The sequence below is a fragment of the Mesorhizobium sp. B2-6-1 genome (assembly GCF_006440475.1).
Classification (GTDB): Bacteria; Pseudomonadota; Alphaproteobacteria; order Rhizobiales; family Rhizobiaceae; genus Mesorhizobium.
On sequence record NZ_VFUH01000005.1, the window covers coordinates 170,456 to 194,715 of the forward strand.

A 24,260-nucleotide genomic window follows, 5' to 3' on the forward strand; every position below is an offset into this window, starting at 1 on the left:
AAAAGCGCAGCGGGTTCGGGATAACGATATGCAGTCGGCAAAGCTACGTCAGAGCCGGGTGCGGACCTTCCACAGCTCCGGGAACAACTCCACCTCCAGCATCTTCTTCAGGTAGGACGCGCCCGATGTGCCGCCGGTGCCGCGCTTCATGCCGATGATGCGCTCGACCGTGGTGACGTGGTTGAAGCGCCAACGGCGGAAATAATCCTCGAAGTCGACCAGCTTCTCGGCGAGTTCGTAGAACATCCAGTAGCGCTGCGGGTCGCGGTAGATGGTCTGCCAGGCGACAAGGACCTCTTCGTTCTCGGTCCGCGTTTCGCGCCAGTCCGTACGCCTTGCGTCGGCGCCGATGTCGAAGCCGTTGCGGGCGAGCAGCAGCAGCGTCTCGTCGTAGAGCGACGGTTGCGCCAGAATCGCCTCCAGTTTCTCGCTGAGGTCCGGCCGGTGTTTGTGCGGTCCGAGCATTGCGAGATTGCGGTTGCCGGCCACGAACTCGATGGCACGGTACTGCCAGGACTGGAAGCCCGAGGACTGGCCGAGCGCATCACGAAACTCGGTGTATTCACTGGGCGTCATGGTGCGCAGCACGTCCCAGGCATTGTTGAGCTGCTCGAAGATGCGGGCGACACGCGAAAGCATCTTGAAGCTCGGTTCGAGACGGTCGGCGCGGATGGAGCGGATTGCTGCGCCGATTTCGTGCAGCGCGAGCTTCATCCAGAGTTCCGACGTCTGGTGCTGGATGATGAACAACATCTCGTCATGGGCTGACGAAAGCGGATCCTGCGCCTCGAGCACCTTTTCCAGATGCAGATAGTCGCTGTAGGACATGCGCTCCTTGAACGACATTTCCGCGCCCTCGGCGGACGGGTCGTAGGGCTTGCTCAATTGATCTTCTCCGCGCGCAGCCGGAAGCGCTGGATCTTGCCGGTCTGCGTCTTGGGCAAAGCGGCGATGAATTTTACCGAACGCGGATATTTGTAGGGCGCGATCATGGCCTTGACGTGATCCTGCAGACGCTTGACGGTCATTGCGTCTGGCGCCACGCCTTGCACGAGCACGACATGAGCCTCGACGATCTGACCGCGCTCGGCATCCTCGGCGCCAACCACCGCGCATTCGGCGACATCGGCATGCGCCAGCAGCGCCGCTTCGACCTCAGGGCCGGCGATGTTGTAGCCGGCACTGACAATCATGTCGTCGGAGCGCGCGGCGAAGTGGAAGAAACCGTCCTCGTCCTGCCAGAACGTGTCGCCGGTGAGATTCCACCCGTCGCGGACATAGTCGCTCTGCCTGGCATCGGCCATGTAGCGGCAGCCGGTCGGTCCCCGCACCGCGAGCCTGCCCGCGGTGCCGCGCGGCACTTCGCGCATTTCGTCGTCGACGACGCGCGCCTGATAGCCGCCAACGGCCTTGCCGGTGGAGGCAGGCTTCATGTCATCGAAGCGGTTGGAGATGAAAATATGCAGCATTTCCGTGGCGCCGATGCCGTCAAGGATCGGCTTTCCGGTTTTCTCAGTCCATTCCTCGAAGACCGGCGCGGGCAAGGTCTCGCCGGCCGAAACGGCGACGCGCAGCGACGATAAATCGGCCCCTTCGTCCATGGCCTTGAGCATTGCGCGATAGGCGGTGGGCGCGGTGAAGGAGATCGTCGCTTTGTAGGTTTCGATGATGTGGACCATGTTGGGTGGCGTGGCCTGTTCCAGCAGCGTCGCCGCGGCGCCGAAACGCAGCGGAAAGATGGCGAGCCCGCCAAGGCCGAAGGTGAAGGCCAGCGGCGGCGAGCCGACGAAGATGTCGTCAGGCGTCACCTGCAGGATCTCGCGGGCGTAGGCGTCGGCGATGATCAGGAGGTCGCGGTGAAAATGCATCGTCGCCTTCGGCACGCCTGTCGTGCCTGAGGTGAAGCCGAGCAGGGCGACGTCGTCACGCCCGGTCTGCACCGCAGTAAACGTCACGGGCTTGTCGAGGGCGGCGCGATCGAGCTCGGCGTCATGGTTGGCGGTGCCGTCGAAACCGATGACCTGCTTGAGGAACGCGCTGTCCTTGGCGCAGGCGGTCATCTCGTCCATCAGCCTGGTGTCGCACAGCGCTGTCGTGATTTCGGCCTTGTCGACGATCTTGGCGAGTTCGCCGGCGCGCAGCATCGGCATCGTGTTGACCACGACGGCGCCGACCTTGGTGGCGGCCAGCCAGCAGGCCACCATTGCGGGGTTGTTGGCCGACCGGATCAGTACCCGGTTGCCTGGCTTGACGCCGTAATTCTCGACCAGCGCATGCGCCAGCCTGTTCGTCCAGTCGGATAATTCCTTGTAGGTACGGCGGCGGCCGTTGCCGATCAGCGCGGTGTGGTCGCCCAACCCTTTCTCGACCAGCCTGTCGGTCAGTTCGACGCCGGCATTGAGCCGTTCGGGATAGTCGAAGCCGTCGAGCAGGAAGTCCGGCCATTGATCCGGCGGCGGCAGGTTATCGCGCGTGAACGTGTCGATATGCGCTGATGGCCCAAGCATTTTCGGCTGCCCCTGTCTGCCTCACGCCCATCGCTGAACAAAGCACAGGATCGCACCAGTCGAAATTTGTTTCAAGCCTAAAATGTTTTGCCTTGGAGCATTGACGTTGCCGCTGTCGATGGCCATTGCTAGCGGCTGAAACGATGCCGTCCGGGGGAGGGTGCCGATGCTCGAACATCGCATTGCCGATTGGGACAATGCCTACGCCAACGGCGCCAACATCGCCGGCAGCGATCGCTGGCCGGCCGCATGGGTCGAACCGGCGCAGGCATTTCGCGATGCGCTTGCGGCAAAGGGCAGGGCTCAGCTCGACATCGCCTATGGCGACAGGCCGCGCAACCGGCTCGATCTCTTCCTTCCCGCCGGGGCACCCAAGGGGCTCGTCGTGTTCATCCATGGCGGCTACTGGCTGGAGTCCGACAAGGATAGCTGGTCGCATCTCGCCAAGGGCTCGGTTGACAGCGGCTTTGCCGTGGCGATGCCGTCCTATACGCTCTGCCCCGCCATACGCATCGCCGGCATCTCCCACGAGATCGGCGCGGCGATCGGCAAGGCGGCGGCGATGGTCGGGGGACCGCTTATGCTGACCGGGCATTCGGCCGGCGGCCATCTCGCCAGCCGCATGGCGACGACATCAACGCCCCTGGCGGCCGGCGTGGCAAGGCGCGTACGCCACGTCGTTTCGATTTCGGGCCTGCATGACCTGCGTCCGCTTATGCGCACCGGCATGAACGCGGCGCTGAAAATCGATGAAGCCGAGGCGCTGACGGAAAGCCCGGCGCTGCTGCGGCCCATGGATGGCGCTCGCGTCACGTGCTGGGCCGGAGGCGGCGAGCGGTCCGAGTTCTTGCGCCAGAACGCCTTGCTGGCCAATATCTGGACAGGGCTTGGTGCCGTCACGAGCGCGGTGGTCGAGCCGGACCGACATCATTACGACATTGTCGAAGGCCTGGCTGATCCGGTCCATCCGCTGACACGAACTTTGCTTGCGGAGTAGAAAAACGGCGAAACTTCACCTCAGCATTATAACGCTGCAGGCATTTCCTACAGCCGCGGCGGACGCAGACGGTTCGCGCACGATCAGTCCGTTGGCGTCGGCCAGTATCCTCAGCATCGAGGAATCCTGGATGCTGAAAGGGGTTGCCACCAGCATGCCGGCCTCTTGCCTGACCACCGCCCGCACATAGTCCTGGCGCAGATCATTGGCCTGCATGGCGGCGCCCAGCCTTGCCTGACGAATATCTTGCCGGAAATCGCGGCCGCCGAGGCGTGCCAGGAGCGGTTTCAGGAACAGTTGCGAGCAGACGAGGCTCGCCACCGGATTGCCGGGCAGGCCGATGCACCTGATGTCGCCGAGGCGGCCGAACATCAGCGGCTTGCCGGGACGCATGGCGATCTTCCAGAAACCGAGCGTCATGCCTTCGCCGGTCAGCACGTCATGGATCAGATCGTGGTCGCCGACCGAGGCGCCGCCAAGCGTGACGATGACATCAGCGCCGGCCGCGACCGCTTTCCTGACCAGCGCCGCGATGGCTTCCTCGCGATCAGCGGCAATGCCGAGATCAAGCGCATGCGCGCCGACCGATTGCGCGGCGGCGGCGACGCCATAGGCGTTTGACGAAATGATCTGGTCGGGGCCGAGTTCGCTGCCGGGCGGCAGCAGCTCGTCGCCGGTGGCGATGATGGCAACCAGCGGCCGCTTTACGACGCCCACCCGGGGATGGTTGGCCGAGGCGACAAGCGACAGTGCTGCCGGATCGAGCACGCGGCCTTTTTCCAGCAGGATGTCGCCCTCGGAGAAATCGAGCCCGAAGCGGCGGATGTTGCGCCCCTCGGCCGTCGGTTCGACCACCTCGATGCTGCCGCCGCCGAGGTCACGAACGTTTTCCTGGATGACGATGGTGTCTGCGCCTTGCGGCAGCGGAGCACCGGTGAAGATGCGCACGGCCTGCGCCTTGCCGACGGCGCCGTCAAAGCCGCGCCCGGCCGCCGCCACGCCCATCACCGAAAGCCGGGACGGCACGGACGCGACATCGACAGCGCGGACCGCGTATCCGTCCATGGCAGAGGCGTTGAAGGGCGGTTGGGTGCGCAACGCCACCACCGGTTCCGCGAGAACGCGATCCACGGCCTCGAGGAGCGAAACGCTTTCGCTCGCAAGCGGCGCAGCACCCTCCAGCAGGCGTTCGAGCGCTGCTGCGACCGGAAGCAGCGCCATCAGGCGACCGCCCCATCTTCGCCAGCGGCTTTGTAGTCGCCCGACTTGCCGCCGGTCTTTTCGACCAACCGGATGCCGGTGATGATCATGGCACGGTCGACCGCCTTGGCCATGTCGTAAATGGTCAGGCAGGCAACCGAAGCCGCGGTGAGCGCTTCCATCTCGACGCCGGTCTTGCCGGTGACGCGCGCCAGCGCAATGATCTTCAGTCCGGGCAGGGCAGGATCGGGCTCAATGTCGACGGAGACCTTGGTCAAGAGCAGCGGATGGCAGAGCGGGATCAACTCATGCGTCTTCTTCGCTGCCATGATGCCGGCTATGCGCGCGGTGCCCAGCACATCGCCTTTCTTGGCATTGCCGGCCAGGATCATCTTCAGCGTCTCGGGCCGCATCGAGACGAAACCCTCGGCGACAGCGGTGCGCGTCGTTTCGTCCTTGCCGCCAACATCGACCATGTTGGCCTGGCCCTGCGGGCCGAGATGGGTGAGGGCGGCCGTCATCGTCAGACGGCCTCGGCCGCTGCCTTGCCGGTGAGCAGCACGCGCGTTGCCGCGGTCACATCCTGCTGGCGCATCAAACTTTCGCCGACCAGGAAGGTGCCGATGTCGCTCTTCTGCAATCTGAGGCAGTCGTCATGAGAGAAGATGCCGCTTTCGCTGACCAGCAAGTAACCGCCCGGAATCATCGCCCGCAGTCGTTCCGAGGTTTCGAGACGGGTCTCGAATGTCCGCAGATTACGGTTGTTGATGCCGATTAATTGCGACGACAGCTTCAGTGCGCGCTCCGTCTCGGCCTCGTCGTGGACCTCGATCAGCGCATCCATGCCGAGTTCGAATGCCGTCGCTTCAAGCTCGCTCGCCAAATCATCATCTACGCTGGCCATGATGATCAGGATGGCGTCCGCCCCCCAGGCGCGAGCTTCATGGACCTGATAAGGATCGAACAGAAAATCCTTGCGCAGCGCGGGCAGGGTGACGGCGGCTCTTGCCTTGGTGAGAAATTCCGGCGCGCCCTGGAAAGACGGTGCGTCGGTCAGCACCGAAAGACAGGCGGCGCCGCCCTTTGCATAGGCCCGCGCGAGCGCTGGCGGATCGAAGTCGGCGCGGATCAAGCCCTTGGACGGGCTTGCCTTCTTGATCTCGGCAATCAGAGCGAAGCCGCCGGATCTGCGCTTCGCCTCAAGCGCCGTGAGAAAGCCGCGCGGCGCGTCAGTGTCTTTCGCCCGCGCCTTGATCTCGGCCAGCGGCACGCGCGCCTTGGCCGTCGCGATCTCGTCGCGCTTGTAGGCCTCGATCTTGCGCAGGATGTCCGACATCTGTCTAACCGTTCGAAATCTCGACCAGCCGGTCGAGCACCTGCAGCGCCCGGCCGCTGTCGATGGCTTGCACTGCCGTCGCCATGCCGTCGGCGAGCGTCGTCGCCTTGCCCGCCACCACCAAGCCGCCGCCGGCGTTCATCAGCACGGTGTCGCGAAAAGCGCCCACGGCGCCACCCAGCATAGCGCGCAACGCCTCGGCGTTGTAGGCAGCGTCGCCGCCGCGCAGTTCTTCCTTGGTGTGACGGGTCAGGCCAACCGCTTCGGGCGTCAAGGTGAAGGTGCGGATCTCGCCGCCGATCAGTTCGGCGACATGCGTTTCACCCGTGGTGGTGATCTCGTCGTAGCCGTCACCATGAACGACCCAGGCATGCTCGGTGCCCAGCGCCTTCAGCGTCTGGGCCACCGGTATGATCCATTCCGGCATGAATACGCCGACCATCTGCCGGCGCACGTCGGCCGGGTTGGAGAGCGGACCGAGCAAGTTGAAGATGGTCCTGGTGCCGAGCTCCACGCGGGTCGGGCCGACATGCTTCATCGCCGGGTGATGTGCCGGCGCGAACATGAAGCCGACACCAGCCTCGTGGATGCAGCGGCCGATGGCCTGCGGCGTGAGGTCGATCTTGACGCCGAGCGCGGTCAGGACGTCGGCCGCACCGGTCAGCGAAGACAACCCGCGATTGCCATGCTTGGCGACCGGAACCCCGCTGGCGGCGATGACGAAAGCGGATGCCGTCGAGATGTTGACGGAGTGCGAATTGTCGCCGCCGGTGCCAACGATGTCGATGGCGCCGACAGGTGCGTCGACGCGAAGCATCTTGGCGCGCATGGTGGCGACGGCGCCCGAAATCTCGTCCACCGTCTCGCCGCGCACACGCAACGCCATCAGGAAGCCGCCGATCTGGCCGGGCGTAGCATCGCCCGACATGATGATGTCGAAGGCCTCGCGCGCCTCGTCGAAGGACAGGGCGGTGCCGGTCGCGACCTTGGCGATATGGGTTTTCAGCGCGCTCATCTTGTCGAGGCTTGGGCAACGGCAGCCTGGTCGACGCGGACGCCGTACTGCGTCTGCAACTGCGCCACCAACTGGTCGAGCAGATCGTCCGACATGCCGGAGGTGAAGGACTTGCGCGCGTCCTCGGGCACCGAACTGGCATCGGCCCCGGCGGGTTCGAACACCTCGGCGACCTTGAACAGGATTTGCGCGTCGCTGGTGGGAGAGGGGATCAAGCCGGTGCCGCCTTCGCCGACGCCGAACATCACCGCTGCACCTTCCTTGCCGAAATCGGCGTCGTCGGCTTCGCGCTTCAGGCCACGCTTGGTCTGCTTTTCCAGCTTGAGCTCGCCGGCAATGACGTCGAGCGTTGCGCCGGCCTTGAGCCGCTTTTCCAGCTCCTGCGCCTTGGCGGTCAGCCGCTTGGCCGTCTCGGCCGCGGTCCAGTCGGCAACGACCTTCTGGCGAACTTCGTCCAGCGTGCGGTCGCGGGCCGGCGTGATCGAAGCCACTTCATAGAAAATGAAGCCGTTATCGGCCGTGGTCAGCGCCTCGTTTTCAGTATTCGGTTCGGCATCGAAGGCAGCCTTGATCAGGGCCGGCGATTCCGGCAGATCCTTGACGATGGAGCCATCGGGCCGCAGGCCACTGCGATCGATCGCGTCGACAGTGACGACCTTCAGCTTCAGCTTGGCGGCGGCGTCGGCCAGCGAACTGCCGGCGGCGCGACTGTCCTCGTAATTATCATGCACGTCCAGAAGGATGCGGTTTGCCTCGCCCAGCGCCAGGTCCTTGCGGATCTGGTCCGACACTTCGGCCAGCGGCTTCACGACTTCGGGCTTGATCTCGGTGACGCGCAGCAGCACGGGACCAAAGGCACCCTGCACGACAGGGCTGACCTCATTGACGTTGAGCGCAAAAGCAGCGTCGGCGACCGCCTTGTCGGCGATCTTGTCCTTGGCGAGCGTTCCGAGCAGCGTGTCGGCCGGGATCTTGCCTTCCGCAGTGACGAGCTTGTCGAAGGTTGCGCCGGACTTCAACGAATCGAGCGCGGCCTTGGCCTCGTCCGGCGTCTTGAACACAAGCTGCTCTATGGTGCGCATCTCGGGAGTGGTGTAGCGCGCCTTGTTCTTGTTGTAGTCGTCGCTGACCTGGGCGTCGGTCACCGAGCTCGTGTCCATGATGTCCTGCGGCTCGAGCCTGACATAGGAAAACTTGCGGTATTCGGGCGCGGCATAGGTCTTCTTGTTGGCCTCGAAATAGGCCTGCAGCGCGCTGTCGCTCGGCGCCTCGATGGGTTCGACCAGCGTCTTCGGCAAGGTCAGATAGTCGACCGTACGATCCTCGCCACGGTACAGGGCCACCGCCTTGAAGAAGGTGTCAGGCGCCTTGAGGCCGTCCGAAACCGCCTCGACGATCTGCTGGCGCACCGCGACCTGGGCACGATTCTTCAAATAATCCTCCGGGCGCATGCCAACCTCACGCAGCCTGTATTCGAAGGCTCTCCGGTCGAACTGTCCGCCGGGGCCCTTGAACGCCGGATCCTCGCGGGTGAGTTCCGCCAGCCGGTCCTTGGACAGGCCAAGGCCGAGCTTGCGAGCCTGTTCGTCGAGGACCGCGCCCGAAACAAGCTGCGCCAACACCTGGTTGTCGACGCCGAGCGCCTTTGCCTGTTCGTGGGTGAGGCGCTGACCGAACTGCTGCGACATGACGGCGAGCTGGCGGTCATAGGCGAGGCGGTATTCGTTGATCGACACCTTGGTGCCGCCGGCCGTGATGACGGAGTCGTGGCCGGCAAGGCCACCCATCAGCCGTCCCGATACGCCCCAGACCGCAAAACTGACCACCAGCAGCGAAAGCAGTAACTTCGCGACCCAGGTGCCCGCCGCGCTTCTCAATATACCAAGCATCGTTACTTCCGATTTATGCGCATTTTCGGATGCGCCGAGTCTGAAACAAGCGCAATAGCGCCCTTCCGGTCCACTGTCGATTGCTTTGTGGCTTGATTTTGGTAGTGAGAACGCCAGCCGAATGTCACCCGGAGAAGCAAACGATGACGCCAGGAATTCGCCCGCTCGTCGCAGGCAACTGGAAAATGAACGGTACCAGCGCCTCGCTCAACGAACTCAGGATGATCGGCAACGGTTTCATGAGCGGGCTCGACGCAGACACCGAGGCGCTGGTCTGCGTTCCCGCGACCTTGCTCGCCCATGCCGCCGAGATTCTGTCGCGTACGCCGGTTCATGCCGGCGGTGAGGATTGCCACGCCAAGGAGAGCGGCGCCTACACCGGGTGCATCTCCGCGGAGATGCTGAAGGATGCGGGCGCGACCCACGTCATCGTCGGCCATTCCGAATGCCGCGAACAGCGCGGCGAGGATGATGCGACAGTTCAGGCCAAGGCCTCCGCAGCCTGGCGCGCCGGGCTTGTGGCCATTGTCTGCATCGGCGAGACGCGGCAGGAGCGCGAAGCGGGCGCGACGCTGGACGTGCTGTCACGCCAAGTTGCCGGTTCGGTGCCGGCAAGCGCTACCGCGTCCAACACGATCGTTGCCTATGAGCCGGTGTGGGCGATCGGCACCGGCCTGACCCCGACCGTCGCCGATGTAGCCGAAGCGCATGCGCATATTCGCGAAAAACTGTCGGAGAAGCTCGGCGCCGCCGCGGGCAAGATGCGCATTCTCTATGGCGGTTCGGTCAAGCCGTCCAATGCAGTGGAACTGCTTGGGGTCAGGAATGTCGACGGCGCGCTGGTTGGCGGCGCCAGCCTGAAAGCGGCCGACTTCCTGGGCATCGCGGACGCCTATCGCAGCATCTCTTGATGACTTCGCGCGGCGCCGAAGCTGCCGCGGCGCACGGGAAATCGTTGTAAAGGACGCCTTGCTTCCCATATTCCGGCCGCGGGCTTGGAAATGCCGTGAAAGCATTGTATTGAGCCGCCTCCAATTCCCCGGTCGTGTCCGCGGCCGGGCAGGGCATTGCCAGGATAAACTATGCAAACCGTACTGATCGTCATCCATCTCATGGTCGTTCTGGCCCTTGTCGGCGTTGTGCTGCTGCAGCGCTCCGAAGGCGGCGGCCTTGGCATTGGTGGCGGATCCGGCTTCATGACGGCGCGCGGCGCCGCCAATGCGCTGACCCGGGCGACGGCGATTCTGGCGGCCGCTTTCTTCGTGACGTCGCTGACCTTGTCGATCATTGCCCGCTACGGCGAGAAGCCGATCGACATTCTCGACCGCGTTCCCGCAACATCGGACGGCGCCGGCAAGGGCGTACTCAACCAATTGCCTGGCACGACCACCCCGACGCCGCCTTCAGGCAACGCCGCGCCGACGCCGCCTTCCGGCAACGGAGCCGCGACAACGCCGCCTGCCAATGCTCCGGCCACGCCGCCTGCCGCCGGCTCGACGCCGCCGGCGACCAACGGCACCAGCACCGCGCCCGCGGCCCCGCAGGTTCCGAACCAGTAATCCGGGTTCGTTCAAGGGCTATCTGACAGGGAGCGCCGGCGTGCGAACGCCGGCATTCTGCGTCGTTACAACCGAACTGCGCTCGGTTCCGGTTCTCGCCGCCAGGCTCTCGGCCCGCTCTGATCTCTTACACTCAGCCGATCTGTTGTCGTTTGATCACAGTCGCGGCAAATGCGGCGGCATCACGAAGATTCGACGGGAAGTGCAGCGGCCTCGCGCTTGAGGCGCCCGCGCTTATTCGACTATAGATTGCGCGCGGCATTTTCGGTGTCCTTGGGGGACGCCGGGCGACGCCGTGGGCAACAAATATTGAACGATCGGATCTTCGCCATGCAGCTTCGCAGCTTCATCTTCCTGGGACTTTGCGCCGCACTCGGCATGAGCTCCCCGGCTTTCGCCGGCGTGCCAGCCAATTTGGCCGCCAATCAGTCGGTCGGCAAGACCGACGCCATCAACGTCGCAGCCAAGAGCGATGCGGCGCAGTTGAGGCTTCTCAAGAAGAAGAAAAATCCGACACCGGACGATCTCGTCCAGATCAAAAAGATCGAGGCCAAGATCGTTGCCGACAAGGAAGCCGCCAAGGCCAAGGCGCTGGAAGCCAGGAAGATGGCGATGCGCGAGGCGGCGAAAGCGAAGGCCGAGGCGGAACGGCAGGCGTTCCTGGCCAAGAAAGGCAAGACTGCCCCAGCGACCGAAGTGGCCGCGGCCAAGCCGGCCAAGAAGATCACGAAGATCATCGAGCCGTTGACGCCGATCGAGCCGATTCCTTCGGCCGAACCGGAATCGGCCGAGGTGATGAACGTTGCGCTGACCGGCAATAATGGCGAATTGCGCAGCGAGCTGCCTGGCCAGAAACAGCGCACCGGCGGCGGCCTGTTCGCCGGACTGTTTGGCGGCCAGATGGCATCGTCCTCGATCAACTATCTGCCTGAGACCCGTGCGCTGGATTCGGCGTTCGCCAGGAAAAACGCCAAGAAGCCGTTCAAGGTAAAGCCGGAGTTCGTGCCACAGGACGTGGAATTCACCGGTTACGAGGCCGGCACGATCGTCATCGATACCAGTGCCCGCCGGCTCTATCTGGTGGAATCATCGTCCACCGCCCGCCGCTACGCCATCGCGGTCGGCCGCGAAGGATTGCAGTTCAAGGGCACCGTGGCGGTCGGCGACAAGCAGGAGTGGCCACGCTGGATCCCGACGCTGGACATGCAGAAGCGCGAGCCCAAGCATTATGCCCAGTACAAGGACGGCATGCCCGGCGGCGGCCAGAATCCGCTCGGCGCCCGCGCCATCTACCTCTATGACGGCAAGAAGGACACGCATCTGCGCATCCACGGCACCATCGCGCCGCAGTCGATCGGAACCAGCGCTTCCAATGGCTGTTTCCGCATGATGAACGAGCACGTCATGGACCTCTACAGCCGCGTCAAGGTCGGCACCAAGGTCGTCATCATCTGACGTTTGCAGCAGCTTGCCAAAAGGGCCGGTTCAGCCGGCCCTTTTGTTTTGCCTCGCTCTCGGTCGCGTTCCAGTGGAACGGGCCAGCCCGTTCGACATGGGCCTATCCGAAAACCGGATCCCATTTTCGGATCACGGTTCGAGCGCCTTGTTGGGAAAAAGCCTTAGCGGCGGTTTTTTCTCTGGCGGAATCAATCCGGCCGCGTTAAGCGATGACTCCCATGGCGCGATATGTATTCATCACAGGCGGCGTGGTTTCCTCACTTGGAAAAGGCATTGCCGCAGCGGCCCTCGGGGCTCTCTTGCAGGCGCGGGGCTATCGCGCACGCATAAAAAAACTCGATCCCTACCTCAATGTCGATCCAGGCACGATGTCGCCGTATCAGCATGGCGAGGTGTTCGTCACAGATGACGGCGCGGAGACCGATCTCGATCTTGGCCATTACGAGCGGTTCACTGGCCGTTCCGCCAACCAGCAGGACAACATCACCACCGGCCGCATCTACAAGAACATCATCGAGCGCGAGCGGCGCGGCGACTACCTCGGCGCCACCGTGCAGGTCATCCCGCACGTCACCGACGAGATCAAGAATTTCGTCCTCGACGGCAATGACGACTATGATTTCGTGCTGTGCGAAATCGGCGGCACCGTGGGCGACATCGAGGCGATGCCGTTCCTGGAGGCAATCCGCCAGCTCGGCAACGACCTGCCGCGCAACAACGCCGTCTATGTGCATCTGACGCTGATGCCCTATATCCCGACCGCGGGCGAATTGAAGACCAAGCCGACCCAGCATTCGGTCAAGGAGCTGCGCGGCATCGGCATCGCGCCCGACATCCTGCTCGTCCGCGCCGACCGGGCCATTCCCAAGGAAGAGCGTAGAAAACTGTCGCTGTTCTGCAATGTCAGGGAAAGCGCGGTCATCCAGGCGCTCGACGTGCCGCACATCTACGACGTGCCGATGGCTTACCACAAGGAAGGGCTCGATTCGGAAGTGCTGGCCGCGTTCGGCATCGACCCCGCGCCGAAGCCGCGCATGGAGCCGTGGCAGGCCGTGTCCAACCGCATCCACAATCCGGAAGGCGAGGTGACCATCGCCATCGTCGGCAAATATACCGGCCTCAAGGACGCCTACAAATCGCTGATCGAGGCGCTGTCGCATGGCGGTCTGGCCAACCACGTCAAGGTCAAGCTCGACTGGATCGAATCGGAAATCTTCGAGAAGGAGGATCCGACGCCCTGGCTGGAAAAGGTGCATGGCATCCTGGTGCCCGGCGGTTTCGGCGAGCGCGGCTCGGAAGGCAAGATCCTGGCTGCGAAATTCGCGCGTGAGCGCAAGGTGCCGTATTTCGGCATCTGCTTCGGCATGCAGATGGCCTGTATCGAGGCGGCGCGGTCGCTGGCCGGGGTCGATGAGGCCTCCTCGACCGAATTCGGCCCGACCAAGGAGCCGGTCGTCGGCCTGATGACGGAGTGGCTGAAGGGCAACATGCTGGAGAAGCGCCGGGCAACCGGCGATCTCGGCGGCACGATGCGGCTCGGCGCCTATCAGGCCGAGCTCGCCAAGGGTTCCAAGATCGCCGACATCTATGGCGACACGCAGATTTCCGAGCGTCACCGCCACCGCTACGAGGTCAATATCGACTATAAGCAGCGGCTGGAGGATTGCGGCCTGGTGTTTGCCGGCATGTCGCCCGACGGCGTGCTGCCCGAAACGGTCGAATACCCCGACCATCCCTGGTTCATCGGCGTGCAATACCACCCCGAGCTGAAGAGCCGGCCGCTCGACCCGCATCCGCTGTTCGCCAGCTTCATCGAGGCGGCGGTCGAACAATCGCGCCTGGTATAGGCGCGCCAGGCGGGGTTCGGCATCCGATGCAGACCTACGTCGCCCTTCTCTACAGCATCGTCCTGGGAGAAGGGCGCCGGGTCGTGATGTCCGACCTGAAGGCGATGGCGGAAGGCCTCGGGCTGAAGAATGTCCGTACGCTCGTGGCGACGGGCAATCTTGTCTTCGAGGCGCCGGCGACGGACGTCGCCGGTCTCGAGCAGCGTCTGGAGGCCGCCTTCAAAAAAGCTTTCGGCCGACATGTCGATATCATCGTGCGCGCTGCCGAAGATTGGCTGAGGCTCGCGGCCGGCAATCCGTTTCCGGCTGAATCCGCCGAGACCGGTGACCAGGTGGCGGTCCGGATAATGCGCAAGCCCGTGCCCGATGATGCGGCGGCGGCGCTCGAGACCTATGCCGCCGCCGATGAGAAGGTGATGTCACGCGGCGGCGACATCTGGGTCGTCTTTTCGCGGGAACGACCGAGTTCACGGCTGCTCGCGGCCGCCAATCACAAACGCCTGGGCGTCGGTACGTCGCGCAACTGGAACACGGTGCGCCGGTTGGCCGAGATGGTAGGAGCAGGCAGTAGGCAGTAGGGGGAAGCCGTCTGCTTTCCCTACCTTTCCTGCCTACTGCCCCATTTCAGGCCTTCGCCGTCTTGGCGCCGGCACCCACGGCGGCGGTGCGCAGCACGTAGTAGATGATGCCGGCAATCCCGACGCCGAAGAACCAGCCATAGACGCCCCACCAGGATGGCAGCCAGTTGGTGAAGTTCGGCAGGATCGAGGAGAAGACGGCGCCAATGCCGGCAGCGATGAAGGCATTGACATGCCAGCCGCCCTGGAAGCGGAACTCGCCGTCCTCGCGATAAAGCGCTTCGACGTCGACCTCGCCCTTCCGGATCAGGTAGTAGTCGACCATCATGACGCCGAAGATCGGCCCCATCGTCGCGCCGATGATGTTGACGAAGGACGCAGCGCTGCCTTCCCAAGGCGCGAAGGGATAGAGCACGAGCGCGATCAGTGCCGCGATGTAGCCGCCCTTCTTGAAGTCGATCTGGCGCGGGAAGACGTTAGAGAAGTCGAAGGCCGGCGAGACGAAGTTGGCCACGACATTGATGCCGAGCGTCGCCACCGCGAAGGTCAAGGCGGCGAGCGCGGCCAGGAACCAGCTGCCGAATTTCGCCGATATCTGGTCGGGGTGCAGCAGCACCTCGTGATAGACGTCGTAAGCGGCAATGGTGGTGACGCCAGCGACCAGCGAGAACAGGATGAGATTGATCGGCAGGCCCCAGATATTGCCCTTGCGCAGCGATGCCTTGTCCGGTGCATAGCGGGCGAAATCGCAGAAGTTGAGATAGAGGGCCGAAAAATAGGTCACCCAGATCGCGGCGACGGCGAACAGCGACGTCCACGATCCCGGCGTACCTGGCACGCCCGCATCCTTGGTCTTTTCGAGCAGCACCTCCACCGGAATGTCACTGGTGAAGGCGAAGGTCCCGGCTTTGACACAGAGATAGACGGCCAGGATCAGCATCATCACCCACACGGCTGGCCCGGCCCAATCCTGGAAGCGGCGCACCGTCTCCATGCCGTTCTGGATAATCAGCAGCTGCAGCGCCCAGATGACCACGAAGCAGATCACTTCCAGCCCGGAGTGGCCGAGGAAATGGGTGTTGGCGTTGAAATCGGCGAACCATTGCGAGCGGATCAGCAGCGCGACAATGGCGCCGGAAGCGGCCGCCGTCTGTGCGCCGTACCAGAAGCAGGCGACGATGGCGCGCACCAGCGCCGGTATGTTGGCGCCCCATATGCCGAACGAGGCGCGGGCGAGCACTGGGTAAGGCACGCCGGTCTTCACGCCGGCATAGCCGACCATGTTCATCAGCGCGTAGATGACGAGCGAGCCGATGCCGATGGCGATGATGAAGTTGACGAAACCGCCGCAGAACAGGAAAAGGCTGGCGGCGAGATAGTAACCCCAGAGGCTGTGCACGTCCGACGTCCAGACGTTGAAGATCGAGAATGGTCCCCAGTTTCGTATCTTGGCCGGTGCGAGATCTTCGTTATATAGATCCGGCGATGCGCCTTGTATCGTCATTGCAATTGTCCCCTTCTTGCAGCACGCGCCCTCACGCGTTGACCGTCAAGGTTACGCCTGACGCGAGGGAAGGGGCAATCGGCTGATTTGCCGGCTTTGGCCTTAAAGATATTCAATGGGGATCGCCATTGTCGCGCGGCATGATGCTTGCCCTCTGATCGGCGAGTCGGGTTCGTGGCGCTTTCAAGCGCCGGCGCGACGACATCGGAGCCGCGACGGGCAAACCTGCCCTTTTTTTGCCAAGCGTACGTTTTTTATGGAACCAAGTGGATGATGGCGCGTTTGATGGGGTTCGGTCGAACACGTCGCGACCGAGCGGGAGGATATGATGGACTATTTGCATTTTTTTTCGCCCGTGCGGATTTCACGCGGGCAGGGACACCCTATCGAGGAAATCGACAGTGTTGCCGAGGCCATGATGTTTTTGCGTAAATGGCCGACCGGGCGACGTGGCCCTGTCTATCAATGCGCGCTGAACTGCTGCGCGGCCGCCCTGTCGGGGCAGATGTCGGCTGAAGAAGCCAGGAAGGCGTTCACCGGCTTCGCCCGGATCACGCGGCTTCTGGATGACGACATGGCCTTGTCGGTGGGCAGCGAGCCAGCTGGGCGCGTGTACGCGCTGCGGCGGTAACGTTCTGAACCGGCTGTAGTCGAAAATCGGCGCCGACCCCCGGCGCCGATCGACTGTTTGTCCGTTTGCCATGGCGTCGGCGAACGCCTAATGCGGCGCGGCCCAGGATGGCCACCATCTGCTTGTGGTCGGCAACTTCGGAAAGCAGCCAATCCTGGAAAGGCGGTCCCCCGTCTTGTTCGCCGCAGTTGAAAGACTATCGACCAGGTCGCAAAACGGCGTGCCGCTCTCCTGCGGTGTAGCAAGGGGGTGCAAGCTTCCGATTTCTTGGAGCGATTTCGCCCAGCACTCGAAAAAAACGAGAAGACAGCACTTCAGGCCATAGGATTTGGCAGGCGCAGAAGGACCGCCTTCAGACTTACTGCTCGAGCGAGGGGCTTGCCTACTTCGCATATGTCGCCGATATGAGGATTGGTGGCCATACCGCCCGCATCAACCAACCAATTGACGCAAAAAATGTCGAGATACCAAGAGCATAAGGTGGCAATCGCCCCGATGATGGATTGGACGGACCGCCATTGCCGGTTCTTCCATCGCCAGCTGACTCGCCGTGCGTTGCTCTACACCGAGATGGTGGTGGCGGACGCGGTCATCCAGGGCGCGCGCGAGCGCCTGCTTGGTTTTGATGAGGCGGAACATCCGGTCGCGCTGCAGCTCGGCGGCTCCGATCCGGGGAAGCTGGCCGAGGCGGCGCGCATCGGCCAGGCTTTCGGCTATGAGGAAATCAACCTCAATGTCGGCTGCCCGTCGGACCGCGTCCAGTCCGGTACGTTCGGCGCCTGCCTGATGAAGGTGCCTGACCTCGTCGCCGACTGTGTCGCGGCGATGAAGGCGGCCGTGACCATTCCCGTAACCGTCAAATGCCGCATCGGCGTCGACGAGCAGGATCCCGAGCCGGCGCTGGATGCGCTTGCAGACGGCGTTTTCGCGGCCGGCGCCGACGCCCTTTGGGTGCATGCGCGCAAGGCATGGCTGGAGGGGCTGAGCCCCAAGGAAAACCGCGACATCCCGCCGCTCGACTACGGTCGCGTCTATCGGCTGAAGACGAGAAAAACGAGCGAATTCATCGGCATCAATGGCGGTATTCAATCGCTTGAAGAGGCGCAGACGCATCTCCAGCACCTCGACGGCGCCATGCTCGGCCGCGCCGCCTACCATACTCCAGGCATTCTGACCGGCGTCGATTCCATGTTTTATGGAGAGCGGACCGTTCCCTTCGATTTCGCCGCGCTGATCGACGTCATGGCCGGCTACGCCGCACGCCATGTCGAACAGGGCGGGCGGCTCGGTCATGTCACCCGCCACATGGTCGGGCTATTCCATGGATTGCCCGGTGCGCGCCGCTACCGCCAGATCCTCTCCACGGATGCAACGCGCCCCGGCGCTGGGCCGCAGGTGCTGAAGACGGCGTTCGCTGCGGTCGACCTCAGCGGGGCGGTCGACAAGGCCGCCTGAACCGCTTTCGCCGAACGTCAATCCCGGAGGGTCATCCGGTCGCCGCGCACGTCGAAGCCGGACAGCGAACTGATGAAGTTCATGCCGAGCAGGCTCTGGCCAAGCATACCGGGTGCCGCGACCATCACCGGCATATTCTTTCGCACGATGCCGCCGATGGCCAGTTCGTTGGTTTTCACAGCCGCGGCGCGCGCCGTGCCGTTGGCGGTCGAGACCGGTATGGTGAAATCGAGAGCGGCGGGATTGATCCCGGCTGCCTGGGCGTCCTGCGACGTCAACACGGTGCTGGTCGCTCCTGTGTCGACCACCGTGCGCACTGGCGCGCCGTTGATCAGGATGCGCGCCTCGAAATGGCCATTGTCGGCCTTGTCGAGCGTCACGGTGGCATGGCCGTCCTCGATGCCCAGCGCCAGCGGGCTGCCGGGAACAAGGCCAGCGGTTACCCGGTTGGCGAAATCCTGCAATTCGTAGCGATATTGATAGCCGGCGATCAGCGCGAGCGCGATCGCCGCCCACGCGCCGAGATTGCGCGCCATGGCGCTGAGCGGGCGGCCCGACCTTAGAAGGCCGGCGCCGATGAGCGCGCCGAAGGCGCCCAGCCAGATCAACCGGCCGAAATCATCGTTCTCGACGCCGAGCGTATTGCCGGCGGAATCGTTGAACATCAGCAGCACCGCGCCGACGCCGATGACGAGCATCAGGATCCAGAACAGGCGGTTCATGTCGGCAATCCGTTCACGAGAGCGCGTCGCGTTCCCGTGCCATACGGGTGCGGCGGGTTTCGCGGCGCGGCCGGCGCTCGACCGTCTCCAGCCTTGCAGGCAGTTGGGCCATGACGTTACGGCGCGCCTGCGCCGTCATGTCGATCCAGGCGCCGATCTCGTCCCGGGTGCGGCCGCACCCGAAACAGAAACCGGTCTTCATATCGATCGAACAGACCAGAATGCATGGGGATTCGATGGCCGTCATGAATGTTTCCTTGGCTGACTTCCACATGGTGCAACGGCATGGCCTTTGCAAGCCCTCGGGAATGCGTCGCTCGCGGCCGCTTTTACATCAGGCGCGGGAGGTTGTGCCGGCGCACGAGGGCGGCTATGCCGCTGCCATCTGCAAGGACGATTTCCACGACATGACCAGAGCACAGCCCTTCGACGATTTCCGTAACCTGCTGGCCAACCTGCCGGCGGCCGACACGACAGCCGAGGCCCGTGTGCGAACGCTGTTCGCCAAGGCGGACAAGCCAAGGAACTCGCTTGGTCGCATCGAGGATATCGCTGCCTGGCTGGCAGCATGGAGCGGCCGTGCGCCGCCGGCAGTGACGCGGCCTCTGGTCGCGGTCTTTGCCGGCAACCATGGTGTTGTCAGGCACGGCGTCTCGCCGAGAGTCGTGGCGGCGACCGCCAACGCCGTCGAACTGTGTGCGGCCGGCGGTGCAGCGATCAACCAGGTCTGCGTCGCCAACGACCTCGGGCTGAAGGTTTTCGATCTCGCCTTGCATATTCCGACAGCCGACATCACGCAGGATGCCGCACTCGACGAGCGGGGTTGCGCCGCGACCATGGCCTTCGGCATGGAGGCGATCGCCGGCGGCGCCGACCTGCTTTGCCTCGGCGATCTGGGCGTCGGCAATTCCACCGTCGCCGCGGCCCTGTTCGCGGCCGTGTTGGGCGGCAAGGGCACCGATTGGGTCGGCCCGGGCTCCGGCGCCGATGCGGCGATGCAGGCGCGCAAGGCGGAGGTGGTCGATGCGGCGCTGGCTTTCCACGCCGGCCATCTCGATGAACCGTTGGAGGTGCTGCGCCGGCTCGGTGGCCGTGAGTTCGCGGCGATAGCCGGCGCCATCCTTGCGGCACGGATGCAGAGAATCCCCGTGCTGCTCGACGGAGTTGCGGCAACGGCCGCGGCGGCGGTGCTGCATGCCGCAAATCCTGCGACACTGGATCATTGCCTGCTCGCCGGCCTGTCGCCGGAGCCCGCGCATGCGCAGGCCGCCGAGCGCCTTGGCCTTCGCCCCTTGCTTGACCTCGGCGTCGGCCACGGCGAGGGAGTAGGCGCGGCACTTGCCGCCGGCCTAATCAAGGCAGCGGCACTGACCAGTTCGGGCATGGCCGCGGCCGTTCGCGGCTAGGCCGAGCATTCGTCGCTCATTCCACGCATGAGGCGCGTCAACGCCGACGCGCCGCGACCGCCGCGGTCGGCAGGGCCGGGAGTTCCTCCATTACCCGGCTCAGCGGGAAGATGGCAATCGCCTCTGTGCCTTCGCGCAGCTTGGAATGAAGTTGGAATTCGCCGCCATGCATGGCGAGCAGGCCCTGCACGATCGGCAGACCAAGTCCGGTGCCCTGTTCGGCGCTCTTGATGGCGATCGAACCCTGGCCGAAGGCCGAAAGCACTACCGGGATCTCGTCTTCCGGTATGCCGGGGCCGTTGTCCCTGACCGAGATGTATTGTCCGCCGCCGGCCGTCCAGCCGACGCGCACGCGGATTTCGCCGCCGGTAGCGGTGAACTTGATCGCGTTGGACAAGAGGTTGAGGGTGATCTGGCGCACCGCGCGCTCGTCGGCGAACAGGCGCGGCAAGGCATGTTCGAAATCCTGAATGACGCGGATATCCTTGTTGCGCGCCTTCAACTCCATCATGTGGCAGCAATCCTCGACAATGCCGAGCAGCATCACCGGCTCTTCATTGAGCTGGTACCGGCCGGCCTCGATGCGCGACAGGTCGAGGATCTCGTTGATGAGGTCGAGAAGATGCTGGCCGGATTCGTGCACGTCATGGGCATAGTCGCGATAAGTGGGATTGCTCATCGGCCCCAGCACTTCGTTCGACATCACTTCGGAAAAACCGAGAATTGCGTTGAGCGGCGTGCGCAATTCATGGCTCATCGAGGCAAGAAAGCGCGATTTGGCCAGATTGGCATCTTCCGCGCGCCGCCGCGCCTCGTCCGACATCGATTTCGCGGTCTCGACTTCGGCGATCAGCGCGTCCTTTTCGGAGCGGAACGACAAAAGCATCAGGGAGGAGCGGTTGAGGTTCCGCGCGATATAGGCAAAGAAAGGCAGCGAAAGAACGAGCAGTACGGCCATGATCGCCCCGACAGGCATCCACAGTCTTATTTCGGCGTAGGCGTAAAGCGTCACCGGAACAGCGAAAGTCGCCAGCAGCGCCCCGCGCAGGGATGAGGCCATGATAGCGGTTCCGGCCATGGCAAGCAGCAGCACCACGGCCTTGACCACCTGAAACTGGTCGACCGCGCAGGCACCGCAGCCGAGCCAGACGAACCAGCCCCAGCCGAGGCCGCACAGGAAATGTGCGAACAGGAATTCTCTCTGGGTTTGCAACGGGTTAAGCTCGGACGCTTCCACGCGTTCGACGCGGCGCGCCATGAAAGCCAACATCGTGTAGCAGGTCAGGGTGAACAGCGCCCAGAGAATGATCTCATTGCCGATGCCGGCCAGCCGGCCAAGCGCGGCGATCGCCAGGACAAGCAGCGGAATGGCAATGGCCCCGCTGGTCATCGCGCGCGCATGGAGTTTCAATAGTTCGCGATCGAAATCCGGATTGCCGGCCTGTTGCGAAAGACGGTCGCGCGTCTTGCGCACCGCGCGCGCGACATCGCTGTTGCGATGGCGTTTCCTGCGGTCCACAATGAATTTGTCCGCTGTGTTCGAGCGTTGCAAAGGCATGAAGACTTCAATTATGCGGGCGGCATTTCAAGGTGTTAAGCTACGTTCGAATGATTAACCAACCGTTTGCCATATGAGCCGTTCCTGGTCGCAAGGACCGCGCCGGCGGTACGCTGCGCCGCGTCCGCGAAGCCCATGGCGCAAATTGCTGGACTACGGGCTGACCGTCATTATTCTGGGGTTGCTGATCGTGCTTGCGGCGCGCCTCGATCGCGTGGAGACGCGAAAGACACAGGGCGTCGCCATCATCAATGATGGCGACTCGATCACGCTCGGCGCCGAACGCATTCGCATGCGCGGCATCGACGCGCCGGAATACACTCAGACCTGCCGCAAGAAAGGCGCCGACTATTCCTGTGGCACGCTTGCGCGCCAATCTCTGGTGCGCCTGATCGCCGGCAGGCCCGTCATCTGCAGCGGCTGGCAGCGCGATCGTTACGGCCGGCTGCTCGGCGATTGCAGGGCCGGGGACACCGATCTCAACCGCGCACAGGTCGAGGCGGGCTGGGCGGTCGCTTTCGGCGATTACGAGAGCGAGGAAGCGATCGCGCGCGCGGCAAAGGCCGGTATCTGGGCAGGTACGTTCGACCAGCCGCAAGATTGGCGCGACAGCCACCATGGCGAGTCCGTCGAGAGAAAACATGGCACGTTCGCCTCCATCGGCGATGCCGTGCGAGAGATCTTCCGCTTCTGGTAAGCCGGCGGAAGCTGAACCCTGCCATCACCGGCAAGAACTGGAGGATCGAATGAAGCTCTTCGACGGCGGCCGGGCGCCCAACCCAAGACGGGTTCGCATTTTTCTGGCCGAGAAGGGAATCGCGGTTCCGCTGGTGTCCGTCGACATGGGCGCGCTGGAACACAGGCAACAGGCGGTCAGCTCGCGCAATCCACTGCGGCGATTGCCGGTGCTGGAGCTTGACGATGGCACCGTCATCACCGAGTCCGTCGCCATCTGCCGCTATTTCGAGGAACTCAATCCCGAGCCCGCACTGTTCGGTCGCGGGGCGCTCGGCAAGGCGCAGGTCGAGATGTGGCAAAGGCGGATGGAATTCAACCTGCTGACCTGCGTCGCGCAAGCTTTCCGCCACACCCATCCGGCCATGAAGGAATGGGAGATCCCGCAGATTCCCGAGTGGGGCGAGGCCAACAAGCCGAAGGCAATCGAATTTCTGCGACTTCTCGACGGCGAACTGGGAACCCGCGAATTCGCCGCCGGCGACGCCTATTCGATCGCCGATATCACCGGGATGATCGCCATCGATTTTATGAAACCGGCGCGCATCAAGGTGCCGGACGAGTGCAGCAATGTGTTGCGCTGGTATCGGATGGTTTCGAGCCGGCCGAGTGCCGCGGCCTGAGGATGACTGCGGAACTCGAAAGCTTCGCCGCGACGGTTCGCGCCTGCCGCATCTGCGTCGACAATCCGATCGGCCGGCCACTGCCGCACGAACCGCGCCCGGTGCTGCGACCCTCGTCGAATGCCCGCATCCTGATTGCCAGCCAGGCGCCGGGAACCAAGGTGCATCTGTCGGGCATGCCGTTCACCGATGCTTCGGGCGACCGGCTGCGAGACTGGCTCGGCGTCACCAGCGAGGAGTTCTACGACACCGAGAAGTTCGCTATCGTGCCGATGGGCTTCTGTTTCCCCGGCCAGGACGCCAAGGGCAGCGACTTGCCGCCAAGGCGTGAATGCGCGCCGGCCTGGCGCGCGCCGTTGATGGGGCTCATGCCGCAGATCGACTTGGTGCTGACGATCGGCATCTACGCGCAGTCCTGGCACATGGGTGCCGCGCGGCGCCCGTCCCTGACGGAAACGGTGAGGGACTGGCGCTCCATCTGGGAGAAATCCGCTGGCCAGAAGGTGCTGCCGCTGCCGCATCCGTCCTGGCGCAACACCGGCTGGCTGAAGCGGAATCCCTGGTTTGAAATGGATTTGCTGCCTTTCCTCAGGTCGGAAATCCGCTATCGCCTCGGTTAGACATTCAGCAAGAAACCACCGGCTTTTCCGCCAATCAGCAGAATTTTTTTCTTGTGGAAGCCTATAATAACGCCGATTATGGCCAATCCATTCCTTCAGGAGCTTTCAATGGACCGCCTTGACCGAAAAATTCTCCGCCTCCTGCAGGAGGACGCGACGCTCGCGGTCGCAGATGTCGCCAAGAAAGTGGGACTGTCGACGACCCCTTGCTGGCGGCGCATCCAGAAGCTCGAGGAAGAGGGCGTCATCAAGCGGCGTGTCGCCATTCTCGATCATGAAAAGGTCAATGTGCGGGTCACCGTCTTCGTCTCGATCCGCACCAATTCGCACAGCCATGAATGGCTGCGGCGCTTTTCCGAAGTCATCCAGGAATTCCCCGAGGTGGTCGAGTTCTACCGCATGAGCGGCGATGTCGACTACCTCCTGCGTGTCGTGGTGCCCGACATTGCAGCCTATGATGCTTTCTATAAGCGGCTGATCGCCAAGATCGAGATTCGCGACGTCTCGTCCTCCTTCGCCATGGAGCAGATCAAATACACGACCGAAATCCCGCTCGATTACATGGTGCTGGACAAGGAATCGGGTGCGAACGCGGCCTGAGCGCGCGTGGCCTTGATGCA

The 24,260-nt window shown here is 63.6% G+C and carries 24 protein-coding genes; 13 read left to right on the forward strand and 11 right to left on the reverse strand.

Annotated elements, in window-relative coordinates; all coding sequences use genetic code 11:
• Nucleotides 1–48: 48 nt before the first annotated feature.
• Both kynA and FJ443_RS13320 read right to left on the reverse strand, forming a co-directional pair.
• Nucleotides 49–885: a tryptophan 2,3-dioxygenase gene (gene kynA / locus FJ443_RS13315; RefSeq protein ID WP_140664412.1), complete on the reverse strand. Its 837-nt coding sequence runs from the start codon at nt 883–885 to the stop codon at nt 49–51.
• Entirely contained in the window at nt 882–2,507 is a 1,626-nt protein-coding gene (locus FJ443_RS13320; protein ID WP_140664414.1) for an AMP-binding protein, read from the reverse strand. The genes kynA and FJ443_RS13320 overlap by 4 nt, the downstream gene beginning before the upstream one ends.
• A 166-nt stretch (nt 2,508–2,673) precedes the next feature.
• On the opposite strand from FJ443_RS13320, the gene FJ443_RS13325 reads away from it, so the two are divergent.
• Complete coding sequence (locus FJ443_RS13325; RefSeq protein ID WP_140632812.1) at nt 2,674–3,504, forward strand: alpha/beta hydrolase; 831 nt, start codon at nt 2,674–2,676, stop codon at nt 3,502–3,504.
• Between the two features lie 15 nt (nt 3,505–3,519).
• On the opposite strand, the gene glp is transcribed toward FJ443_RS13325, so the two are convergent.
• Genes glp through FJ443_RS13350 form a run of 5 tightly spaced genes read right to left on the reverse strand, consistent with a single transcriptional unit; the run spans nt 3,520 to nt 8,944 of the window.
• Nucleotides 3,520–4,725: a gephyrin-like molybdotransferase Glp gene (gene glp / locus FJ443_RS13330; protein WP_140515365.1), complete on the reverse strand. Its 1,206-nt coding sequence runs from the start codon at nt 4,723–4,725 to the stop codon at nt 3,520–3,522.
• Nucleotides 4,725–5,225 carry a cyclic pyranopterin monophosphate synthase MoaC gene (moaC, locus tag FJ443_RS13335; RefSeq protein ID WP_140525225.1) on the reverse strand — a complete coding sequence of 167 codons (501 nt, stop codon included), beginning with the start codon at nt 5,223–5,225 and terminating at the stop codon, nt 4,725–4,727. Before moaC ends, glp begins: the two co-directional genes overlap by 1 nt.
• Before the next feature lie 2 nt (nt 5,226–5,227).
• Nucleotides 5,228–6,040, reverse strand: coding sequence for an indole-3-glycerol phosphate synthase TrpC (gene trpC / locus FJ443_RS13340; RefSeq protein WP_140664417.1), 813 nt, complete (start codon nt 6,038–6,040; stop codon nt 5,228–5,230).
• A gap of 4 nt (nt 6,041–6,044) precedes the next feature.
• A complete protein-coding gene (gene trpD, locus FJ443_RS13345; RefSeq protein ID WP_140515367.1) occupies nt 6,045–7,055 on the reverse strand; it encodes an anthranilate phosphoribosyltransferase in 1,011 nt (336 codons plus the stop codon).
• The gene (locus tag FJ443_RS13350; RefSeq protein WP_140664419.1) at nt 7,052–8,944 is read right to left on the reverse strand and encodes a SurA N-terminal domain-containing protein; all 1,893 of its coding nucleotides are present in this window, start codon (nt 8,942–8,944) and stop codon (nt 7,052–7,054) included. The genes trpD and FJ443_RS13350 overlap by 4 nt, the downstream gene beginning before the upstream one ends.
• A gap of 143 nt (nt 8,945–9,087) precedes the next feature.
• On the opposite strand from FJ443_RS13350, the gene tpiA reads away from it, so the two are divergent.
• The 5 genes from tpiA to FJ443_RS13375 all read left to right on the forward strand — a co-directional run bounded on the left by tpiA (nt 9,088) and on the right by FJ443_RS13375 (nt 14,386).
• Nucleotides 9,088–9,855, forward strand: a complete 768-nt coding sequence (gene tpiA, locus FJ443_RS13355; protein WP_140664422.1) for a triose-phosphate isomerase — start codon at nt 9,088–9,090, stop codon at nt 9,853–9,855.
• A gap of 171 nt (nt 9,856–10,026) precedes the next feature.
• Nucleotides 10,027–10,503, forward strand: a complete 477-nt coding sequence (gene secG / locus FJ443_RS13360) for a preprotein translocase subunit SecG (RefSeq protein ID WP_140498650.1) — start codon at nt 10,027–10,029, stop codon at nt 10,501–10,503.
• Between the two features lie 330 nt (nt 10,504–10,833).
• Nucleotides 10,834–11,958 carry a L,D-transpeptidase gene (locus FJ443_RS13365; RefSeq protein WP_140664424.1) on the forward strand — a complete coding sequence of 375 codons (1,125 nt, stop codon included), beginning with the start codon at nt 10,834–10,836 and terminating at the stop codon, nt 11,956–11,958.
• A 212-nt stretch (nt 11,959–12,170) separates the two neighbouring features.
• On the forward strand, nt 12,171–13,808 hold the full coding sequence (locus tag FJ443_RS13370; protein WP_140498648.1) for a CTP synthase: 1,638 nt from the start codon (nt 12,171–12,173) through the stop codon (nt 13,806–13,808).
• A 26-nt stretch (nt 13,809–13,834) separates the two neighbouring features.
• Nucleotides 13,835–14,386, forward strand: a complete 552-nt coding sequence (locus FJ443_RS13375; protein ID WP_140498647.1) for a DUF1697 domain-containing protein — start codon at nt 13,835–13,837, stop codon at nt 14,384–14,386.
• A gap of 46 nt (nt 14,387–14,432) precedes the next feature.
• Here the strand turns inward: FJ443_RS13375 and FJ443_RS13380 are convergent, their stop codons facing one another.
• Nucleotides 14,433–15,890 carry an NCS1 family nucleobase:cation symporter-1 gene (locus FJ443_RS13380; RefSeq protein WP_140664427.1) on the reverse strand — a complete coding sequence of 486 codons (1,458 nt, stop codon included), beginning with the start codon at nt 15,888–15,890 and terminating at the stop codon, nt 14,433–14,435.
• Nucleotides 15,891–16,218: 328 nt separating this feature from the next.
• Between FJ443_RS13380 and FJ443_RS13385 the strand changes: the two genes are divergently transcribed.
• Together FJ443_RS13385 and dusA are read left to right on the forward strand one after the other, a co-directional pair.
• On the forward strand, nt 16,219–16,521 hold the full coding sequence (locus FJ443_RS13385; RefSeq protein WP_140498645.1) for a DUF982 domain-containing protein: 303 nt from the start codon (nt 16,219–16,221) through the stop codon (nt 16,519–16,521).
• Nucleotides 16,522–16,977: 456 nt separating this feature from the next.
• Nucleotides 16,978–17,976, forward strand: a complete 999-nt coding sequence (gene dusA, locus FJ443_RS13390; protein ID WP_140498644.1) for a tRNA dihydrouridine(20/20a) synthase DusA — start codon at nt 16,978–16,980, stop codon at nt 17,974–17,976.
• A 17-nt stretch (nt 17,977–17,993) separates the two neighbouring features.
• Here dusA and FJ443_RS13395 read toward each other — a convergent pair whose 3' ends face one another.
• Nucleotides 17,994–18,698, reverse strand: a complete 705-nt coding sequence (locus FJ443_RS13395; protein WP_140498643.1) for a TIGR02281 family clan AA aspartic protease — start codon at nt 18,696–18,698, stop codon at nt 17,994–17,996.
• 13 nt (nt 18,699–18,711) lie between these two features.
• Nucleotides 18,712–18,945: a DUF1289 domain-containing protein gene (locus tag FJ443_RS13400; RefSeq protein ID WP_140498642.1), complete on the reverse strand. Its 234-nt coding sequence runs from the start codon at nt 18,943–18,945 to the stop codon at nt 18,712–18,714.
• Nucleotides 18,946–19,105: 160 nt separating this feature from the next.
• On the opposite strand from FJ443_RS13400, the gene FJ443_RS13405 reads away from it, so the two are divergent.
• Nucleotides 19,106–20,104, forward strand: coding sequence for a nicotinate-nucleotide--dimethylbenzimidazole phosphoribosyltransferase (locus FJ443_RS13405; protein WP_140498984.1), 999 nt, complete (start codon nt 19,106–19,108; stop codon nt 20,102–20,104).
• Nucleotides 20,105–20,141: 37 nt separating this feature from the next.
• On the opposite strand, the gene FJ443_RS13410 is transcribed toward FJ443_RS13405, so the two are convergent.
• Nucleotides 20,142–21,662, reverse strand: a complete 1,521-nt coding sequence (locus tag FJ443_RS13410; RefSeq protein ID WP_140515376.1) for a HAMP domain-containing sensor histidine kinase — start codon at nt 21,660–21,662, stop codon at nt 20,142–20,144.
• A 73-nt stretch (nt 21,663–21,735) separates the two neighbouring features.
• On the opposite strand from FJ443_RS13410, the gene FJ443_RS13415 reads away from it, so the two are divergent.
• The 4 genes from FJ443_RS13415 (at nt 21,736) to FJ443_RS13430 (ending at nt 24,240) form a co-directional block, all read left to right on the forward strand.
• Nucleotides 21,736–22,359 (forward strand): thermonuclease family protein, encoded by a 624-nt coding sequence (locus tag FJ443_RS13415; protein ID WP_140515377.1) that lies wholly within the window; start codon nt 21,736–21,738, stop codon nt 22,357–22,359.
• 49 nt (nt 22,360–22,408) lie between these two features.
• Nucleotides 22,409–23,020: a glutathione S-transferase gene (locus tag FJ443_RS13420; protein ID WP_140515378.1), complete on the forward strand. Its 612-nt coding sequence runs from the start codon at nt 22,409–22,411 to the stop codon at nt 23,018–23,020.
• A 2-nt stretch (nt 23,021–23,022) separates the two neighbouring features.
• Nucleotides 23,023–23,640, forward strand: coding sequence for a uracil-DNA glycosylase family protein (locus FJ443_RS13425; protein WP_224518976.1), 618 nt, complete (start codon nt 23,023–23,025; stop codon nt 23,638–23,640).
• A gap of 108 nt (nt 23,641–23,748) precedes the next feature.
• Entirely contained in the window at nt 23,749–24,240 is a 492-nt protein-coding gene (locus tag FJ443_RS13430; RefSeq protein ID WP_006205209.1) for an Lrp/AsnC family transcriptional regulator, read from the forward strand.
• Nucleotides 24,241–24,260: the final 20 nt, after the last annotated feature.

What these genes read in the sequence shown, in the direction of transcription:
- secG (WP_140498650.1), top strand. Translation starts at nt 10,027, where the DNA reads ATGCAAACCGTACTGATCGTCATCCATCTCATGGTCGTTCTGGCCCTT.
- trpC (WP_140664417.1), bottom strand. Translation starts at nt 6,040, where the DNA reads ATGTCGGACATCCTGCGCAAGATCGAGGCCTACAAGCGCGACGAGATC.
- FJ443_RS13415 (WP_140515377.1), top strand. Translation starts at nt 21,736, where the DNA reads ATGAGCCGTTCCTGGTCGCAAGGACCGCGCCGGCGGTACGCTGCGCCG.
- FJ443_RS13430 (WP_006205209.1), top strand. Translation starts at nt 23,749, where the DNA reads ATGGACCGCCTTGACCGAAAAATTCTCCGCCTCCTGCAGGAGGACGCG.
- trpD (WP_140515367.1), bottom strand. Translation starts at nt 7,055, where the DNA reads ATGAGCGCGCTGAAAACCCATATCGCCAAGGTCGCGACCGGCACCGCC.
- glp (WP_140515365.1), bottom strand. Translation starts at nt 4,725, where the DNA reads ATGGCGCTGCTTCCGGTCGCAGCAGCGCTCGAACGCCTGCTGGAGGGT.
- FJ443_RS13380 (WP_140664427.1), bottom strand. Translation starts at nt 15,890, where the DNA reads ATGACGATACAAGGCGCATCGCCGGATCTATATAACGAAGATCTCGCA.
- dusA (WP_140498644.1), top strand. Translation starts at nt 16,978, where the DNA reads ATGTCGAGATACCAAGAGCATAAGGTGGCAATCGCCCCGATGATGGAT.
- FJ443_RS13320 (WP_140664414.1), bottom strand. Translation starts at nt 2,507, where the DNA reads ATGCTTGGGCCATCAGCGCATATCGACACGTTCACGCGCGATAACCTG.
- FJ443_RS13395 (WP_140498643.1), bottom strand. Translation starts at nt 18,698, where the DNA reads ATGAACCGCCTGTTCTGGATCCTGATGCTCGTCATCGGCGTCGGCGCG.
- FJ443_RS13370 (WP_140498648.1), top strand. Translation starts at nt 12,171, where the DNA reads ATGACTCCCATGGCGCGATATGTATTCATCACAGGCGGCGTGGTTTCC.
- FJ443_RS13425 (WP_224518976.1), top strand. Translation starts at nt 23,023, where the DNA reads ATGACTGCGGAACTCGAAAGCTTCGCCGCGACGGTTCGCGCCTGCCGC.
- tpiA (WP_140664422.1), top strand. Translation starts at nt 9,088, where the DNA reads ATGACGCCAGGAATTCGCCCGCTCGTCGCAGGCAACTGGAAAATGAAC.
- FJ443_RS13400 (WP_140498642.1), bottom strand. Translation starts at nt 18,945, where the DNA reads ATGACGGCCATCGAATCCCCATGCATTCTGGTCTGTTCGATCGATATG.
- FJ443_RS13420 (WP_140515378.1), top strand. Translation starts at nt 22,409, where the DNA reads ATGAAGCTCTTCGACGGCGGCCGGGCGCCCAACCCAAGACGGGTTCGC.
- FJ443_RS13410 (WP_140515376.1), bottom strand. Translation starts at nt 21,662, where the DNA reads ATGCCTTTGCAACGCTCGAACACAGCGGACAAATTCATTGTGGACCGC.
- FJ443_RS13365 (WP_140664424.1), top strand. Translation starts at nt 10,834, where the DNA reads ATGCAGCTTCGCAGCTTCATCTTCCTGGGACTTTGCGCCGCACTCGGC.
- FJ443_RS13375 (WP_140498647.1), top strand. Translation starts at nt 13,835, where the DNA reads ATGCAGACCTACGTCGCCCTTCTCTACAGCATCGTCCTGGGAGAAGGG.
- FJ443_RS13385 (WP_140498645.1), top strand. Translation starts at nt 16,219, where the DNA reads ATGGACTATTTGCATTTTTTTTCGCCCGTGCGGATTTCACGCGGGCAG.
- FJ443_RS13405 (WP_140498984.1), top strand. Translation starts at nt 19,106, where the DNA reads ATGACCAGAGCACAGCCCTTCGACGATTTCCGTAACCTGCTGGCCAAC.
- moaC (WP_140525225.1), bottom strand. Translation starts at nt 5,225, where the DNA reads ATGACGGCCGCCCTCACCCATCTCGGCCCGCAGGGCCAGGCCAACATG.
- FJ443_RS13350 (WP_140664419.1), bottom strand. Translation starts at nt 8,944, where the DNA reads ATGCTTGGTATATTGAGAAGCGCGGCGGGCACCTGGGTCGCGAAGTTA.
- FJ443_RS13325 (WP_140632812.1), top strand. Translation starts at nt 2,674, where the DNA reads ATGCTCGAACATCGCATTGCCGATTGGGACAATGCCTACGCCAACGGC.